Source organism: Streptomyces odontomachi (genome assembly GCF_024435355.1).
In the GTDB taxonomy this organism is placed as follows: Bacteria; Actinomycetota; Actinomycetes; order Streptomycetales; family Streptomycetaceae; genus Streptomyces; species Streptomyces odontomachi.
Genome location: NZ_JAMJWG010000002.1, coordinates 736,876 through 754,086 on the forward strand (window position 1 = coordinate 736,876; position 17,211 = coordinate 754,086).

A 17,211-nucleotide genomic window follows, 5' to 3' on the forward strand; every position below is an offset into this window, starting at 1 on the left:
CATCACGGCAGGGCCCTCTTCGGCCGTGCTGTAACGGACGTACCGACGCCTCTACCGGGGCGGCGCCGTCGAGGCGCGTACCACGAGTTCGGTGGCGAGTTCGATGTGGTGGGACTCGAGTTTCTCGCCGTTGGCCACGCGCAGGGCGGTACGCAGGGCGGCACCGCCCATCTCCCGTAGTGGCTGGCGCACGGTGGTCAGTGGTGGTGAGGCCATCCGGGCGAGGTTCGTGTCGTCGAAGCCGACCACGCTCAGGTCTTCGGGGACGCGCAGGCCCCGGGCGCGGGCGGTTTCGACGACGCCGAGGGCGATCTCGTCGTTGCCCGCGAAGATCGCCGTCGGTGGCGCTTCCAGGTCCAGCAGCGCCGCGGCGCCGAGCAGGCCGGCCCCGTACGTGAAGTCTCCGGGCTGGACGTACGCATCGGGTACCGGCGCTCCTTCTGCCTCCATGGCGGCGCGGTAGCCGTGCACGCGTGCCTGGTTGCACACGGCCATGGTCGGTCCGCCGAGATAGGCGACGCGGCGGTGACCGAGGGAGAGCAGGTGCCGGGTCGCGGCCAGGCCGCCGGCGAAGTTGGTCGCCCCGACGCTGTTGACCCGGCTGTCCGGCAGGTGCAGCGGGTCCAGCACGACCAGCGGCAGCCCGGCCCGGGCCAGCTCGTCCAGGTGCGCGGCGGTGTACACGCCGGTGATCGCGATGAGGGCGCGGCGTCCGGCCGAGACCAGGTCCCGGGTCCAGTGCGGGGCACGGGAGGCCCTGCCGATCACCACCGAGGCCCCCAGCTCGGCGGCGGAGTCGATGATGCCTTCCAGGGCCTCGGCCACGTACGACTTGAGGTCCCCCCTGAACTGCACCTCGATGGTCGGGCTCTGCGCGGCCTCGGTGTGGCGGAACACGGGCGCGAGGTAGTCGTGCTGATGCAGCAGTTCCTGCACCCTGGCGCGGGTCCGCGGTGCCACGCCACCGCGGTCGTTGACCACTTTGGACACGGTGGCGACGGAGACCCCCGCCGCTCGGGCGATCGTCGCCAAAGTGGTGCGCCTGGCGTTCGGTGGCATCGGTTCCTTCCAGCTGTACGTCCACTGGTGTGGGGAGCCGCTCCGGGCCTGCCCCAGCGGAGCGTTCGGGCTCCGCGAACGCATCCCTCAAGGCGCCACGCGCACACTCTCGGCCAGGGGCATCGCCCCGATCCGGGCAATGTTTCGAAACGTTTTCAAGCTCAGCCGGGGCTACTCGAGAGTCGTGCCAGCCTGATACTACGCAGCTGACTGTTTCTCCGACAACGTGCGTGCACACACCTTGACAGTCATGGGCGCGAAATCTAACTTGCATTCACAAGCTGAACACAAGGCTGGATTTCGAAAAGTTTTCATAACGACTCACGAGAAGCCGGCGGCTCTCGAGTGCGGAGAACGAACATGGAGATCCCCCTCTCTCGACGTACCCTCCTCGGCCTGGCCGCCGGTGTGCCTCTTTCCGCGGCCCTCGCGGGCTGCGGCACGTCCGGTCCCGGCAAGGGCGGCGGTGGCGGCAGTGGAGCCACGTACTGGTACCTGGCCAGCCAGCCCCAGGAAGGCGTCAGGGCCAGGGCGGTGGAGCGGTTCAACAAGGCCCACCCCAAGGAACAGATCAAGGGCACCGCCTTCCAGAACGACGCGTACAAGACGAAGATCAAGACCGCCCTCGGCGCCGGTCAGGCGCCCACCATCATCTGGGGCTGGGGCGGCGGCACGCTGCGCACCTATGTGGAGGCGGGCCAGGTCGAGGACCTCACCTCGTGGTTCGACGAGCACGCCGCGGTCAAGAAGCGGCTGTTCCCGTCCTCGTTCGGCGCTGCGACCGTCGACGGCAAGATCTACGCGATGCCGTGCGAGACCGTGCAGCCGATCGTCCTCTACTACAACAAGAAGGTCTTCGACAAGGTAGGTGTGAAACCGCCGGAGTCGTGGGGCGACATCATGGCGCTGGTGCCGAAGTTCAACGCGAAGGGCATAGCGCCGTTCGCCCTCGGTGGCCAGTCCCGGTGGACCAACATGATGTGGCTGGAGTTCCTGTTCGACCGCATCGGCGGTCCCGAGGTGTTCCAGGCCGTCTTCGACGGCGAGAAGAACGCCTGGTCCAACCCGGCAGCCATCAACGCGCTGACCAAGGTCCAGGAACTGGTCAAGGCCCACGGGTTCATCAAGGGCTTCTCCTCGATCACCGCGGACTCCAACGCCGACCAGGCGCTGCTCTACACCGGCAAGGCCGCGATGATGCTGCACGGCGCCTGGTCGTACGGCATCCAGCAGTCGGCCGGTGGGGACTTCGTCTCCAGCGGCGGTCTTGGTTTCATGACCTTCCCGCCCGTCGAGGGCGGCAAGGGCGATCCGAGCGACACCGTCGGCAACCCCGGCCAGTACCTGTCCATCTCCTCCAAGGCCAGTGCCGAGGAGAAGAAGATCGCCAAGGACTTCCTCGCGACCGGCGTGCTGGCGGACGCCGAGGTGAAGGACTGGATCGGCACCGGAGGGGTCCCGATCCGGCTGGGCACGGAGAAGCTGCTGGCCGCCTCCAAGGACGCGGACTTCCTGAAGTTCACCTACGACGTCGCCAGCAAGGCCAAGTCGTTCGGTCAGTCCTGGGACCAGGCACTCAGCCCGACGGCCGCCGAGACGCTGCTGGACAACATCGCCAAGCTGTTCCAGCTGTCCATCTCGCCGCAGCAGTTCGCCACCAACCTCAATGCGGTCATCGGCAAATGAGTTCACTCACCGACCATCCGCCACGTCGCGAACCCCGCAGCATCCTGCCGTGGCTGGCCGTGCCGGCGCTGGTGGTCTTCGTAGGCTTCGCCGTCATCCCGCTCGTCGGTGTCTTCGCGCTGAGCTTCACCACATGGGACGGGATCGGCGCCATCCACCCGTCGGGGCTGACCAGTTGGCGTGCGGTCCTCACCAACCCCGGGCTGCCGCACGCCATCTGGGTGACGTTCCTGGTGATGGCCGTGTCCTGGGCGGTGCAGACTCCGCTGAGCGTTCTGCTCGGCACGTTCCTGGCCGGCCGCCAGCGCTACCGTGCGGTGCTGGGCGTGGTGTACTTCGTCCCGCTGCTGCTCAGCGCCGCGGCGATCGCGGTCGTGTACAAGGCCCTGCTGGACCCCAATTTCGGGCTCGGTACCGGGCTGGGGATCGGGGCGCTCAGCCAGGACTGGCTGGGGCGGCCCGGGCTCGCCTTCGGCGTCGTCATCTTCGTCGTCTCCTGGCAGTTCATCCCGTTCCACTCACTGATCTACCAGGGTGGCGTCCAGCAGATTCCGCAGTCCCTGTACGAGGCCGCGCAGTTGGACGGCGCCGGGCGGATCCGGCAGTTCTTCAGCGTCACGCTGCCCCAGCTGAAATACACCATCATCACCTCGTCCACGCTGATGGTGGTCGGGTCGCTGACCTTCTTCGACCTCATCTGGGTCCTGACCCAGGGCGGCCCCGGAGACGCCACCCGAGTCCTCGCGCTGGACATGTACAAACGGGGATTCCAGGCCAGCCTGATGGGACCGGCCAGCGCCATCGCGGTCATCCTGGTCCTGGTGGGCCTCGCCCTCGCCCTGCTGCTGCGCCGGCTCGGCGGCCGGGACGCCGGTGAGAGCCAACTCGAGGGGGCCTGACGTGACCACCACAGTGACCAAGCCCGGGCGACCGCAGAAGGCCACGCCCCGCGAGCGGCGGCGCCACCCCCGTCCGGCGACCCGCCGGCGCAACTGGCTCGGCGGCCTGGCCGGATGGCTCTGGCTCGTCATCGTCGCCGTACCCCTGTACTGGACGCTCATCACCAGCTTCAAGCTCCAGAGCAACTACTACGCGAGCAACGCGCTGGTGCCTTCGAGCGACCCCACACTGGAGAACTACCGGCTGGTCATCGAGTCCGACTTCATCGGCTACCTGGTGAACAGCGTCGTGGTCACCGTCGGCGCTGTGGTGCCGGCGGTCGCGTTCTCCTTCATGGCCGCCTACGCCATCGTGCGCGGCTGGCGCATACGGGTCCTGCGTACGGTGAACGGGCTGTTCCTGATGGGCCTGGCCATCCCGCTCCAGGCCACGGTGATCCCGATTTACCTGATCATCATCAGACTGCATCTGTACGACAGCCTGCTGGCGCTGATCCTCCCGTCGATCGCGTTCGCCATCCCGCTGTCCGTGCTGGTGCTCACCAACTTCATCCGCGACATACCGAAGGAACTGTTCGACTCCATGCGGGTCGACGGCGCCACCGAGTGGGCGACGTTGTGGCGGCTGGCGGCACCGCTCACCCGGCCGGCCATCCTCACCGTGTCCATCTACAACGCACTGACCATCTGGAACGGATTCCTGCTGCCGCTGGTCCTCACCCAGAGCCCTGACCGCCGGACCCTGCCGCTCGCCCTGTGGAACTTCCAGGGCCCCTACGGGGTCAATGTCCCTGCCGTGCTCGCCGCCGTCATCCTCACCACCCTGCCCATCCTGGTCCTGTACGCGTTCGGCCGCCGTCAGCTGCTCAGCGGTCTGACCGCCGGATTCAGCAAATGATCGACGCCTCGCTCGCGCGCGGCGCGGCGAGTGGGGCGAACAGCCGAGGGAACAGGTGAGGGGCCGTTCGAAGAGAACGGCCCCTCACCTGCCACTTCCGAATGCCCTCACCCCAGGGCCAACCGGTCCTGTCACGCCTTGTGCTGCATGGAACGCCGGGCCGGATTGCCCTGTTCCGCGGCCTTGGGGTCCTTCTCGTCGGCCTTGGCGCGGACACCGGCGGCGATGCGCTTGCCGATGGTCTCGTCGATGTGCGACCAGTACGCGAAGGCGCGCTCGAGGACGGGCTCGCTCACCCCGTTGAGGAGGTGTCCGACGACGTTGTCGACCAGCCGGTCACGGGCGGCGTCATCCATGACCTCCCGCACCATGGTGCCGGGCTGCCCCCAGTCGTCGTCCTGTGCGTGGGAGACGTAGGCGGAGCGGGTGATCTCGCCGTCGGCCGTCCAGCTCGGCGGGGATCCGTGGCGCTCGGTGTCGGCCGCGGGGCCACCCTCGGAGTTGGGGGCGTACACCGGGTCGGTCGTGTTCCGGTAGGCCATCGCCCCGTCCTTGGAGTACGTGTGGACGTCGACGACGGGGGCGTTCACCGGCAGTTGCTGGTAGTTGCCGCCGATGCGGTGGCGGTGGGCGTCCGCGTAGGAGAACAGCCGGGCCAGCAGCATGCGGTCCGGGCTCGGCCCGATACCGGGGACGAAGTTGTTGGGCTGGAACGCCGCCTGTTCGATCTGGGCGTGGTTGTCGGTGGGGTTGCGGTCGAGCGTCATCCGACCGACCGGGATGAGCGGGTAGTCCCCGTGCGGCCACACCTTGGTGAGGTCGAACGGGTTGAAGCGGTATCCGGCGGCCTCCTCGTACGGCATGACCTGCACGTACAGGGTCCAGCTCGGGTGGTCGCCGTCCCGGATGTGCTCGAAGAGGTCCCGGGTGTGGTAGTCCGTGTCGGCCGCGGCCATCTGGTCGGCCTCGTGCTGGCTGAAGAACTCGATGCCCTGGTCGGTCTTGAAGTGGTATTTCACCCAGAACCGCGCACCGTCGGCGTTGATCCACATATAGGTGTGGGACGTGTAGCCGTTCATGTGGCGCCAGGTACGCGGGATGCCCCGGTCTCCCATGAGCCAGGTGACCTGGTGGGCGGACTCCGGCGAGAGCGTCCAGAAGTCCCACTGCATGTCGTGGTCGCGCAGGTTGTTGTCGGCGCGGCGCTTCTGGGACCGGATGAAGTGCTGGAACTTCATCGGGTCCTTCACGAAGAACACCGGCGTGTTGTTGCCGACCATGTCGTAGTTGCCTTCGCTGGTGTAGAACTTCACCGCGAAGCCGCGCGGGTCACGCCAGGTGTCCGGGCTGCCGCGCTCGCCGGCCACGGTGGAGAAGCGGGTGACGAGGTCGGTGCGGGCGCCGGGCTGGAACACGGCCGCCTTCGTGTACGCACTGACATCGTGCGTCACCTCGAAGTAGCCGAAGGCCCCGCTTCCCTTGGCGTGCGGCTGGCGCTCCGGGATCCGCTCCCGGTTGAACTGCGCCATCTGCTCGATGAGATAGGCGTCCTGGAGCAGGATCGGCCCCCCGGGTCCCACGGTGAGCGAGTGCTCGTCGCTCTCCACCGGGGCGCCGGAATCGGTTGTGGTGGCGGGCCGGATCTCCGTCATGATGCTGCCTTCCCGTGGTACGTCCCGCAGTGACGTCGCGTCTCCCCGAGACACGACGTCCAGGTCGGTGCGGCGCGGCAGAGACCGCCACGGCCGACACCTCGTTTCCCATGGATCGCGTGACCCGGAGGAGGCGGGCTAAACACACGCGCGGCGACCGACCTGCACCAGGCGGGATGGGCCCCGTCGACAAACACCTCGACATCGGTCACGGTCATCGGGGACGCTTCGTGCGATGACCAGAATCGATGACACGCCTCCCGCATGGGACGAGCGCACCCAGCTCACCACGTTTCTCGACTACGCACGTGACACCGCCCGCACCAAGTGCGACGGCGTCTCCGCGGAGAACGCCCGCAAGGCGCTCCTGCCGGGTTCGCCGCTGATGACCATGAGCGGAGTGATCAACCACCTCCGCTGGGTCGAGTACTACTGGTTCCAGGTGGTCTTCCTCGGCGAGGAGGACAGGGGCCCCTGGACCGAGGAGGACCCCGACCGCGAGATGCGTATCGCCGTCGACTTCCCCCTCACCCGGTTGCTCGACGAGTACGCCGAGCAGAGCGCCCGCTACCGCGACCTGGTCGCCGGTAGCGGCCTGGACATCCGGGCCAAGCGACCTGTCCGCGAGGACTTGCACGTCGACCTGCGCTGGATCCTGCTGCACCTCACCGAGGAGACCGCCCGCCACAACGGTCACCTGGACATCCTGCGCGAGATGCTCGACGGCACGACCGGCTCCTGAGCGCCGCCCCCGGCCCTGCCCATCGGCAGGGCCGGGGGCGGCGTCCGCCTCCGTCGCCGGGCCCTGAGGCCCGAGCCTCATCGGCTCGGACGACCCTTGCGGCACCCACGAGTGCACCATCGCCCTGACGCGTGAGCGAGGGGTTGACCACCGCCGAGTGCTGCCCTACGTTCCACCTCGGCGACAGAAACTCGAACGATGTTCGATATTTCGAATAAGCTGATGTGAAGCCAACTCACGAGTGAGGTCAGTAGCGTGATGACGATTCTCCGTTGGCGTCATGGCCGACGACACATGCACGTGTTAACCCGGATGCTGCTCCCCTTGACCCTGGCCCTGGCCCTGGCCGGTGCGGTGACGATGACCGGACACACCCCCTCACCTGCGGGCGCCGCGGACGCGGGCACCACGACGCAGGTCGCGCCGTTCGAGGCGACCGCATCGGCGACCACGGCTCCGATGGGGTGGGCTTCGTGGAACACCTTCGCCGCCAAGATCAACTACAACGTGATCAAGGCGCAGGCGGACGCCATGGCTTCCTCGGGGCTGAAGGACGCCGGATACCAGTACGTCAACATCGACGAGGGCTGGTGGCAGGGCACCCGGGACTCCTCCGGAAACATCACGGTCGACACCGGTGAGTGGCCCGGCGGGATGCAAGCCATCGCCGACTACATCCACAGCAAGGGCCTCAAGGCCGGCATCTACACCGACGCCGGCCGCGACGGCTGCGGCTACTACTACCCGACCGGCCGCCCCGCCGCCCCCGGTTCCGGCAGCGAGGGCCACTACGACCAGGACTTCCTGAAGTTCTCCCAGTGGGGCTTCGACTTCGTCAAGGTGGACTGGTGCGGCGGCAACGCCGAAGGCCTCGACGCCCGCAGCTCCTACCAGGCGATCAGTGACGCGATCACCCGCGCGAGCGCCCAGACCGGCCGCCCGATGGCGCTGTCGGTGTGCAACTGGGGCAACCAGAGCCCGTGGGACTGGGCACCGGGCATGTCCACCATGTGGCGCACCAGCCAGGACATCATCTACTACGGCGAGAGCCCCTCCATGGACCGCGTCCTGACCAACTTCGACAGCGCCCAGCACCCCGGCGCCCAGAGCCCCGGGCACTACAACGACCCGGACATGCTCATCGTCGGCATGCCCGGCTTCTCCGCCGCCCAGAACCGCACCCACCTGAGCCTGTGGGCCATTTCCGGCGCCCCGCTGCTGGCCGGCAACGACCTCACCACGATGAGCGCGGAAACCCGCACCATCCTGACCAACCGCGAGGTCATCGCCATCGACCAGGACCCCCTGGGCAAGCAGGGCACCAAGGTCGCCGAGGACCACTCCGGCCTCCAGGTCTACAGCAAGGTCCTGGACGGCACCGGCCGCCGTGCCGTCGTCCTGCTCAACCGCACCGGTTCTGCCGGCAACATCACGGCCCGTTGGTCGGACCTGGGCCTCAGCGGAACGGCAGCGGTGCGCAACGTCTGGGCCGGCGCCGACGCCGGCAGCTTCACCAGCAGCTACACCACCAACGTGCCCGCGCACGAAGCCGTACTGCTCACCGTCACCGCGTCCAGCAGCACGCAGGCCGGCTGAGGAGGTCGGTAGCCAGGACGTCGCCAACAGCTCGGCGTGCCCCGCAGGGTGAGCACTCATCCTGCGGGGCGCGTATCGAAGGTGCTCCCAGGTGCCCGAGCCGTCTGCGCGACGAACGAGCGCAGCTCAACTCGATGGCGTCCGGAGATGGCGTCCGGAGTGGATATCAGGAAGGCTCGCGCGCATGGTCTCGGTATTGCAGAACGTGGCGATTGACTGCGCGGACGCCTACGGGCTGGCCCGGTTCTGGAGCAGGGTGACCGGCCGTCCGCTGCATCCGGAGGACAGGCCGGGTGATCCGGAGGTTCAGGTGCTGCTGGCGGAGGGCCCGGTGTTGCACTTCAACCAGGTGCCCGAGGCCAAGACGACCAGGAACCGGATCCACCTGTGTCTGCGCCCGGAGACCGGGCGCGAGCAGGAGGTGGAACGACTGACGAGCTTCCGCAGAGCGTCTACTACGAGTGGCAGGCCTATGTGACCGGCCCGGCGATGGGGAACCTGACCATCGACGGGGTGCACCGGCCCGCGCCGCACCACCAACTGCACTGGTTCACCACCGGCGAGCTCGGCCCGAACTGGTGGGAAGCCCTGTACCTGCACGAGAACGAAGGCCTTCAGTGCCTCGGTGGCGGCGTGTGCCCGCTCCGCTCGATCACCCGCTGAGCAACAGCACATGATCAGCGGTGCGGGCGGCCTCCCAACCCGCGGTGTTCCTGGCGACGGGGACCGGCATCCGGGATGCTGGTCGCCATGGATGAGGTCGAGCTCGTCGTCGCCCATTCCGAGCGCGCGACCTTGCGCGTCGGCGACATGTTCCTGAAAGTGGACGCCGATCAGGCGCGTATCGACGTCGAGGTCGAGGCGATGGCCCTGGCGCCGGTCCCGACCCCGGAGATCCTGTGGCGCAAGCCGCACGTGCTCGCGGTCGCCGCGCTCCCGGGCACGGCGCTCGGTCGCCTCGGCGAGCCGAGGACCGCGCCGCCGGCGGCGTGGGCCAACACGGGTGCCGCCATCCGGAAGATGCACGACGCGCCGCTGCCGGCCTGGCTCGGCCAGGCCGGCCGCGGCCGCGACGAGTTGGCGGCGGAGCTCGACGGCGAGTGTGAGTGGCTGGTGGCGAACGGCGTCCTGCCCGCCGACCTGGTCTCCCGTAACCGTCAGATCGCCGAGGCCGCGCTGGCGCCGTGGACTCCGGTGTTCACGCACGGCGACCTACAGATCGCTCACGTGTTCGTCGACGGCGACGAGGTCACCGGCATCATCGACTGGTCCGAGGCGGGCCAGGGTGCTGCCCTGTTCGACCTCGCCACCTTGACGCTCGGACACGAGGAGCGCCTCGTCGACGTCGTCGCCGGCTATGGCGCCGACGTCGACCTCGACGCGATCCGCGCATGGTGGTCGTTGCGAAGCCTGCTGATAGTCCGCTGGCTGACCGAGCACGGCTTCGACCCCTTCGCGCCGGGCTGCGAGGTGGATGTGCTGAAAGCCGGGATGTGAGGCTGCTCGGGCCCAGCTGCTGCGCGCATGCGTTCTGACGCATCGAGCCAACCATCGCTCTGCACCCGCCCGTGTACCGATCGACGGGAGGCCCGGTGCCGGTGGGCAGTGCCGGTGGGCACCGGGCCTCCCGTTCGATCGCTGCGAACCCGCGTGGCAGGGGCGATTGCGACGGTCAGTGCCGCAGGGTCATCGCGTAGATCTCCAGGTCGCTGTTGCGTTGCCAGTCGAGTCCTCCGGACCCGGGTGCGACCCATGCCGGCACGGACGGTGTTGCCAGGGAGAGGGACCGGACCTGCTTCCCGGGCTCCAGCGGAACGGTCGTTTCGTAGAGCGATGCCTTGGTCGTGGTCTTCCCGCTTCCGGCCTTGAGCTGGTAGTCGGTCGTCAGCGCGACGGTGTTGCCGAAGTCCGGGGCCTTGTTCGCCCAGCCGGTGAGTTCGAGCGGAACCGTCGCGGTGCTGCCGTCGGTGTAGGTGACGACGGCGGTGGCCGACGCGGCACCGGTACTGCCGTTGTCGGACGCGCCCACGATGTGGAGACTGCTGTAGTCACCGGAGGGGAGGGCGATGGCCTGCCCGGTGGACTTGACGAAGTTCTCGCTGGTGCCGGAGGTCGGGGGTGCCTGGTAGGTGACCCCACCGAGGGTGACAGGACCCGGCGCGGGCAGCTGGTCGGCGGCGTAGCTCAGGCCCGTGCCGTCGAAGTCGCCCTGGTCCGGTGCAGCGAGGGTGGCGACGCCGTCGTTGTTGTACGCGGCGTTCAGATCGACGGCGCACGAGGTGCTCGTCCGGATCGCACACTTCCCGGCTTGCTGGACCACGACGGTGACCGTCTTCTTGACCGGAGCGGTTCCGGGAAGCTCCGCGGTGACCGACACCGTATAGGCGCCTGCCGCGGTTCCGGCCGGCGCGGTGATCTGCAACCGGTCGTTCACCTGGGCGGGGAGCCCGTTCGAGTCGGCCGTCGCCGTCGGACCGGACAGGGACACCGACCACCCCTTCGGCGCCGTCGCGCGCACGGCGACCCGCGCGGTGTGCGGCGCCGTCGCCAGCAGCGTCAGATCGACCTGCTGCTGCGACGCGCGATCCGCCGTGGGCTCCAGGACGACCTGGTCGGGCGCAACGTCGGCGCTGAGCCGGCGCCGCGGATCCGGCGTCGTGTCGATCGACGGCGGGACGTTCTTCGCGCTGGTCGCCCACGCGGTGGGCTTGCTGCTCAGGGCGAAGTCGATGCGCCCGCCGTGGGCGATGTCCGCCTGGCCGACCCACGCCCTGTCCCAGGCCCTGCCGTTCACCGTCATGGCGGCGGTGTAACGGTTCTCCATGCTGGTGCCCGGCGCGGAAATCGTCAGGGTCCCGCCCTGCGTGTTTCCGTAGTCACCGATCCGCACCTGGGCGTTCGGGAACTGCGGAGTGGTGACGACGTCGAAGTTGCCGCCGCTGGTCGTGGGGTAGAGCCCCAGCGATGACATCACGTACCAGGAGGACATCTCACCCATGTCGTCGTTGCCGGGGATACCGCCGGGGCTGTTCGTGAACAGGGTCTCCTGCGCCTTGACGACGGTCGCGGTGCTGCCGGGCCGCCCGGTCCACGCGTACAGGTACGGCGCGATGAGGTTCGGTTCGTTGTTCGGGTTGAACTTCGTGGAGTCGTAGTAGTCGTACGGGCCACTGACCCAGGCCGTGCGCGCGGTCCCCGCCGGGTCGGCGAGGAGGTCGTCATAAGCGAAGAACTCGTTCAAACGGCTGGTCGTGGCGTCCCTGCCACCCAGCATGCCGACAAGACCCGCCGGATCCTGGGGCACCAGCCACTGGTACTGGCTCGCGTTCTGCTCGTGGAACGCATGGTCGCTCGTGACCGGGTCGTACGGGGTCAGCCAGGTGCCGTCGGTCGCGGTGCGCGGTCGGAACTGGCGGGTCTGCCTGTCGAAGACGTTCCTGTACGACGCGCCGCGCCGAGCGAACATCGCGGCATCGGCCGCGTGGCCCAGGCCCTTCGCCATCAGCGCCAGCGAGGCGTCGGCCGCCGCGTACTCCAACGTGGCCGACGTGCCGTAATAGCAGTCGTTGTCGTTCGTCTTGGTCGGGCAGCAGTTGCCGCTCGTTCCGCCGCTACAGTCGGCGGTCGACTGGATGTTGAGGCCGTAGGGGACGTAACCGCGTGCCGCGTAGTACGCGACACCGGCACGCCCGTTCTCACGGACATCGGCGGGCGGCACCTCGGTCGCGTTCGCCCGGAGGTACTGGTACGCCTCCCGGGCGTCCGCTCCGGTGAGCAGTCCCTTCGACCAGCCCTCCACCAGGAACGGCGTGACCGGGTCGCCGGTCATGATGTTGCCCTCCTGGTCTTCCAGGTACCAGCGAGGCAGCGCGCCGCCCTCCCGAGCCAGCGCGAGGATCGACATGTCGACATCGTGTGCGACGGTGGGGACGAGCATCTCAAGGAGCTGGTTCTGCGTCCGGAACGTGTCCCACAACGAGAGATTGCTGTAGGGGGTGTAATCGCTCGCGGTGTGGATCTTCTTGTCGGCTCCGACGTAGCGGCCGTCGACGTCACCGATGATGTTCGGATCGAGCATGGCGTGGTAGAGCGCCGTGTAGTACGCAACCTGCCGGTCGTGCGAGCCGCCACCGATCGCGGCCTTGTGCAGCATCGCGTTCCACTGGTCGTTCAGTGCCTTGTGCGCGGCGTCGAAGTCGAATCCGAGCTTCCCCGTCTCCGTCGAGAGGTTTCGCTGCGCACCGGCGAGCCCGGTGAAGGAGAGCCCCACCTTCGCGACCACGGGAGCATCGTTCCTCGTCGTGTCGAACGACACCCATGCCCCGTTGGAGCCCTTGGCGGCCGACTCACGGGAACCCGGGCTCCGATCGGTGCCCTTCCAGGTGCCGTAGGACGCGAACGGCCGGCTGAGCTGCGCGACGAAGTAGGTCTTCTTGGAATCCTCGACCCATCCCTCGATCGTCCGGTCGCCGACGACGCGGATCTCGGAATCGGCCACGCCGGCGCCGGCGTTGAACAGCACGTTCGCCTGGCTGGTCCGCGGGAACGTGTACTGCTGCCACCCGGTCCGAGCGGTCGACGTCAGACCGACGGTCACGCCGTACTTGTCGAGCCTCGTCTGGTAGTAGTCAGGGCCCGTCGTCTCGTTCGCATGGCTGAAGGTCGACGCGTACTGCGCCGGATCGGTCGAGCTGACCGCGCCGGTCGTGGGCATCATCGGCAGGTAGTTGAACCGGCACCCGTTGATCGTGGTCTGGCTGAATCCGGTGACCGTGTCGGCGGACTCCCTGTCACACCCCGTGCCGCCGGCCGTCTTCATCAACGGGCTCTCCTGCACCAGACCGAACGGTGCGCCCGCGGCGGGGAAGGTCAGCCCCTCGTTCTCGGTCCCGATGAACGGATTGACCAGCTTCGTCAGATCCGTCCCCGCTCCCTGCGTCGCGTCGGACGCCGCCGCCGACTGCGTGGCGGCGTTCGCGCTCACCGCGGTCCCGGCGGCAGATCCCGTGGCGGCCAGACCGATGCAGAGCGCAGCCGCCCCCCATCGGTCTCTTATGCGCCGTGCCCTCGATCTTTTCCGGGTTGCCGGGTACTGCATTGATCGCATATCAACCCCACGGTGTTCCCGCTCGTGGACACTGCGGCCACGAGCCGCAGGTGACGCTAGATCGCTTGTTCTACCCCTGCAAGGGTTACTGCTCCGTACACGTGGCTTGTCCGGGTCAGCTGTCGGTGCACGAAGGCCAGGTGTGCACCGCCCACTCCCGCCAGCTCGGCCAACCTGCCGGTGGGGTGGGAATCTCGCCGCCGTCGAGTTCGGCGGCGTCGGGCACCTGGAACTGCTCCCGCCAGGCGTCCAGGTCGGCCTCGCTCATCGGGAACGTCTGGTGCGGTGTGGTTTCCTGGCGGTGGGAGATACGGGCGAGCTGGACGTCCTTGTCCACGGGCAGGTAGACCACCTGGCATGACGCCCCGACCGACCGGGCCAGCCAGCGCAGTGCCGACCGTTCGTCGCGGCTCCAGAGCCCGTAGTCGAGTACGACGCTGATCCCCAGCCGCAGCGCCTGGAGGGCGACCGAGATGAGCCGCCCTTCGAGCACCCAGCGCTTGCCGTCGGCCATCGAATCGCCGAACAGCGGGATCATCCAGTGATCCGGGGTCAGCCGCAGCGCCCGGTGGGTTGCGGCGAGCTCCTTGGCACGGGTGGTCTTCCCGGCCCCGGGGAGCCCGACCATCAGGAGCAGGGTGGCGGCACGCGGGTGCTGCGTGGTGCCGGGCCCGGCTGCATGCGGGTGCTGTGCATCGAAACGCTGCGAATGAGACATGACTCCCCTGATCAGGCAGGATGACCCGGCATCACGGGAACACGAGTGACTGCCGGCAGGACACTGATCCGGCGGTACGTCCTGGCACTGCCCCGCGGAGGAGGCAGGCACTGGCCGCGGTTACAGCAACCGCGGTACCGCCGCTATGCGGCGGTTGTGGTCATGGGAGCGCAGCAGCACATGCCTCGATCGTAGCGGACGGGGCGGCGAGGTCGCCCCAACGCCGCACCCGGGGCGGGCGGCGGCGGAAGGTCCGCCGGGCCATGGCCGCGGTCCGTCGTGGCAGCTCCGACCGGCGACCCGGTTCGGATGACACGGCCTCCGCCGCCCGCAGGCGCGAGGCGCGAGGGAATCGTGAAGGGTTCGCTCATGATCCTCGTAATTCGGTCACAGGAGAGGGAAAATTCGGAGCGCTCACTTGGCACTTTCGAACAGATTTGGCTCCGCCCCCCACCGATGGGAGACCGATCAACGATGTTCACTCTGGTACGGCGCAGAATACGGACGGCCGCGCTCGCGCTCTCGGCCATCGCTGTCGTCGCTTTCGGTACGACCGCCACGAGCGGCGCGGCAGCGGCCCCCGCCCTTGCGAAACAGGGACCGACCTCGGTGGCGTATGTCGAGGTGAACAACAACAGCATGCTGAACGTCGGCAAGTACACCCTCGCCGACGGCGGCGGCAATGTCTTCGACGTCGCCGTGATCTTCGCGGCGAACATCAACTACGACACCAGCACGCAGTCGGCGTATCTGTACTTCAACGACAACGTGCAGCGCGTTCTCGACAACGCCGCCACGGAGATACGGCCGTTGCAGCAGAAGGGAATAAAGGTCGTCCTTTCGATACTCGGCAACCACCAGGGCGCGGGCTTCGCCAACTTCCCGTCCCAGCAGGCGGCCTCGGCGTTCGCGCAGCAACTGTCGGACACGGTGACCAAGTACGGCCTCGACGGCATCGACTTCGACGACGAGTACGCCGAGTACGGCAACAACGGCACCGGCCAGCCCAACGACAGTTCGTTCGTGCAGCTGGTGACGGCGCTGCGCACCACCATGCCGGACAAGATCATCAGCCTCTACTACATCGGCCCGGCTGCCTCGCGCCTCTCCTACGGCGGCGTCGACATCACGTCCAAGTTCGACTACGCCTGGAACCCGTACTACGGCAGCTGGCAGGTGCCCGGTGTCGCGCTGCCCAAGTCGAAGCTGTCGCCGGCCGCCGTCGAGATCGGCGCGACCTCGCAGAGCACGGCCGCCGACTTCGCCAGCCGCACCGTCAACGAGGGATACGGTGTCTATCTGACATACAACCTCGACGGCGCCGATCGCAGCGCCGATGTCTCCGCGTTCAGCCGGGAGCTGTACGGCAGCGACGCCGTCTACACGCCGTAGGACGACCGCACGCCCCGGCGCGCGGTGCACGCCGGGGCGTTGTGCGGGCCGGCAGGTCCATGCACGCAGGTGAGAGCCTTACCTGGCACGGGCGGGTGGCGCAGCACTCTTGATCGTCTTCTGAGCGGCGCCTAGGCTCTCATGCCCATGGAGACGGGGGAACCAGACCACGGGCGGCGGGCATGGCACGACGGGCTGGTCGGACGTCGTGTGGCCGCAGGTCTGCTGGCCGGGGCGGGGCTGGTCATGCTGGGCACGGTGTTCGTCGTGCTGCCGGGGGTGGTGGTCGACCACGATCTCGCCGGGGCGAGCGTCACTGCGCAGGATCGGCTGGCGGCGGTGAACGATGTCCGTACGACGCTTCTGCAAGTGGTCGGCGGCCTGGTCGTGCTGTTCGGCGCCTACGCCACCTGGCGGCAACTGCGGGTGAGCCAGGACGGATTGCGCGCCACCCAGGAGGGTTACGTCACCGATCGATTCAGCCGGGCCGTCGACCAACTCGGCAGCGACAAGCTGGATGTGCGCATCGGCGGGTTGCACGCGCTGTGGCGGATCGCGGAGCAGTCCGCCCGCGACCGGGAGGCCATCATCTCCATCCAGGCCGCGTACCTGCGTACGCACCTGCCCTGGCCACCCGCCGGGCCGGAATCACCGGCGGCGGACGTGCCCATCAACGACATCGCGCCCTTGGAGACCCGCGCCGCCGACGCCCAGGTGGCGCTGACCGCGCTCGGCGTGCTGTGCCAGCACCGGGAGCAGTCCTGGGTCAATCTCAGCATCACCGACCTGCGCCGTGCCGACTGCGACGGACTGTGGTTCCCCGAAGTCAACCTCGATCGCGCCTGCATGGAGGCGGCGGGTCTGTACCACGCAAATCTGACCCAGGCGTCCCTGGTGTCGGTCAACCTCCGGCACGCCGACCTCACGACTGCGATTCTCCGCCGGGCCCGCTGCGTCCTGGCCGACCTGCGGGCCGCGAAGCTGGTCCAAACCGACCTGCGTGAGGCGGACTTCACCGAGACCGACCTGCGCGAGGCGAACCTGCGTAAGGCCGACGCGCACGGCGCGATCTTCCACCGCGCCGACCTCCGCATGGCCGACCTGCGCGGCACCGACCTGAGCACCGCCAACCTCGTCGAAGCACACCTGACCGGCGCCCTGGCCAGCGAGCGCACCCGCTGGCCCGCCGACTTCGACCACACGGCCGCCGGAGTCGTCGACACCGATGACCCCGGACCCGAGCCCTCACCCCTGCTCCAGCCGCCCGGGATGACGTGGCAGGCGCCGCCGCTGCGGTCCACTCCCTGACCAGGACGCGTGCGTGCTGTGGTCGCGGTGGGGGCCGAAACTCCATCCATAGCCCGTGACCCGCGTACTCTCATGCATGGTCGACGCTTTCCGGGAGCGTGTCAGGCTGCTGGGATCTCGCGGCTCCAGGGTGAGGCGAAGGCCACGTCGCAAC

12 protein-coding genes and 2 pseudogenes are annotated in these 17,211 nt (G+C 68.3%); 10 read left to right on the plus strand and 4 right to left on the minus strand.

The window, feature by feature from the left end:
• Positions 1 to 51: 51 nt before the first annotated feature.
• Entirely contained in the window at positions 52 to 1,059 is a 1,008-nt protein-coding gene (locus tag NQO67_RS07700; protein WP_255948345.1) for a LacI family DNA-binding transcriptional regulator, read from the minus strand.
• Between the two features lie 366 nt (positions 1,060 to 1,425).
• Between NQO67_RS07700 and NQO67_RS07705 the strand changes: the two genes are divergently transcribed.
• Genes NQO67_RS07705 through NQO67_RS07715 form a run of 3 tightly spaced genes read left to right on the plus strand, consistent with a single transcriptional unit; the run spans position 1,426 to position 4,542 of the window.
• A complete protein-coding gene (locus NQO67_RS07705) occupies positions 1,426 to 2,745 on the plus strand; it encodes an extracellular solute-binding protein (RefSeq protein ID WP_374118931.1) in 1,320 nt (439 codons plus the stop codon).
• On the plus strand, positions 2,742 to 3,644 hold the full coding sequence (locus NQO67_RS07710; protein ID WP_255948347.1) for a carbohydrate ABC transporter permease: 903 nt from the start codon (positions 2,742 to 2,744) through the stop codon (positions 3,642 to 3,644). The genes NQO67_RS07705 and NQO67_RS07710 overlap by 4 nt, the downstream gene beginning before the upstream one ends.
• 1 nt (position 3,645) lies before the next feature.
• Entirely contained in the window at positions 3,646 to 4,542 is an 897-nt protein-coding gene (locus NQO67_RS07715; RefSeq protein WP_255948348.1) for a carbohydrate ABC transporter permease, read from the plus strand.
• Positions 4,543 to 4,673: 131 nt separating this feature from the next.
• Here the strand turns inward: NQO67_RS07715 and NQO67_RS07720 are convergent, their stop codons facing one another.
• The gene (locus NQO67_RS07720; RefSeq protein ID WP_255948349.1) at positions 4,674 to 6,194 is read right to left on the minus strand and encodes a catalase; all 1,521 of its coding nucleotides are present in this window, start codon (positions 6,192 to 6,194) and stop codon (positions 4,674 to 4,676) included.
• Positions 6,195 to 6,429: 235 nt separating this feature from the next.
• Between NQO67_RS07720 and NQO67_RS07725 the strand changes: the two genes are divergently transcribed.
• The 5 genes and pseudogenes from NQO67_RS07725 to NQO67_RS07745 all read left to right on the plus strand — a co-directional run bounded on the left by NQO67_RS07725 (position 6,430) and on the right by NQO67_RS07745 (position 10,029).
• Positions 6,430 to 6,936, plus strand: coding sequence for a DinB family protein (locus NQO67_RS07725; RefSeq protein ID WP_255948350.1), 507 nt, complete (start codon positions 6,430 to 6,432; stop codon positions 6,934 to 6,936).
• A gap of 312 nt (positions 6,937 to 7,248) precedes the next feature.
• Positions 7,249 to 8,526, plus strand: a pseudogene (locus tag NQO67_RS07730) (glycoside hydrolase family 27 protein); the annotation flags it as partial.
• A gap of 190 nt (positions 8,527 to 8,716) precedes the next feature.
• Positions 8,717 to 8,965, plus strand: a pseudogene (locus tag NQO67_RS07735) (VOC family protein); the annotation flags it as partial.
• A gap of 56 nt (positions 8,966 to 9,021) precedes the next feature.
• Positions 9,022 to 9,195 carry a hypothetical protein gene (locus NQO67_RS07740; RefSeq protein ID WP_255948351.1) on the plus strand — a complete coding sequence of 58 codons (174 nt, stop codon included), beginning with the start codon at positions 9,022 to 9,024 and terminating at the stop codon, positions 9,193 to 9,195.
• An 87-nt stretch (positions 9,196 to 9,282) separates the two neighbouring features.
• Positions 9,283 to 10,029 (plus strand): phosphotransferase family protein, encoded by a 747-nt coding sequence (locus NQO67_RS07745; RefSeq protein ID WP_255948488.1) that lies wholly within the window; start codon positions 9,283 to 9,285, stop codon positions 10,027 to 10,029.
• Positions 10,030 to 10,204: 175 nt separating this feature from the next.
• Here NQO67_RS07745 and NQO67_RS07750 read toward each other — a convergent pair whose 3' ends face one another.
• Together NQO67_RS07750 and NQO67_RS07755 are read right to left on the minus strand one after the other, a co-directional pair.
• Entirely contained in the window at positions 10,205 to 13,516 is a 3,312-nt protein-coding gene (locus tag NQO67_RS07750; RefSeq protein WP_255948352.1) for a GH92 family glycosyl hydrolase, read from the minus strand.
• Between the two features lie 238 nt (positions 13,517 to 13,754).
• Positions 13,755 to 14,357, minus strand: coding sequence for a P-loop nucleotide/nucleoside kinase family protein (locus NQO67_RS07755; protein ID WP_255948354.1), 603 nt, complete (start codon positions 14,355 to 14,357; stop codon positions 13,755 to 13,757).
• 474 nt (positions 14,358 to 14,831) lie between these two features.
• Here NQO67_RS07755 and NQO67_RS07760 point away from each other — a divergent pair, with 474 nt between their 5' ends.
• Complete coding sequence (locus NQO67_RS07760; protein ID WP_255948356.1) at positions 14,832 to 15,749, plus strand: endo-beta-N-acetylglucosaminidase H; 918 nt, start codon at positions 14,832 to 14,834, stop codon at positions 15,747 to 15,749.
• Positions 15,750 to 15,959: 210 nt separating this feature from the next.
• A complete protein-coding gene (locus tag NQO67_RS07765) occupies positions 15,960 to 17,057 on the plus strand; it encodes a pentapeptide repeat-containing protein (protein ID WP_255948358.1) in 1,098 nt (365 codons plus the stop codon).
• The last annotated feature ends 154 nt before the right edge of the window (positions 17,058 to 17,211 follow it).

Excerpts from the sequence above, each read along its gene's own strand:
- NQO67_RS07700 (WP_255948345.1), bottom strand. The coding sequence starts at position 1,059 with ATGCCACCGAACGCCAGGCGCACCACTTTGGCGACGATCGCCCGAGCG.
- NQO67_RS07710 (WP_255948347.1), top strand. The coding sequence starts at position 2,742 with ATGAGTTCACTCACCGACCATCCGCCACGTCGCGAACCCCGCAGCATC.
- NQO67_RS07720 (WP_255948349.1), bottom strand. The coding sequence starts at position 6,194 with ATGACGGAGATCCGGCCCGCCACCACAACCGATTCCGGCGCCCCGGTG.
- NQO67_RS07725 (WP_255948350.1), top strand. The coding sequence starts at position 6,430 with ATGACCAGAATCGATGACACGCCTCCCGCATGGGACGAGCGCACCCAG.
- NQO67_RS07740 (WP_255948351.1), top strand. The coding sequence starts at position 9,022 with ATGGGGAACCTGACCATCGACGGGGTGCACCGGCCCGCGCCGCACCAC.
- NQO67_RS07745 (WP_255948488.1), top strand. The coding sequence starts at position 9,283 with ATGGATGAGGTCGAGCTCGTCGTCGCCCATTCCGAGCGCGCGACCTTG.
- NQO67_RS07755 (WP_255948354.1), bottom strand. The coding sequence starts at position 14,357 with ATGTCTCATTCGCAGCGTTTCGATGCACAGCACCCGCATGCAGCCGGG.
- NQO67_RS07760 (WP_255948356.1), top strand. The coding sequence starts at position 14,832 with ATGTTCACTCTGGTACGGCGCAGAATACGGACGGCCGCGCTCGCGCTC.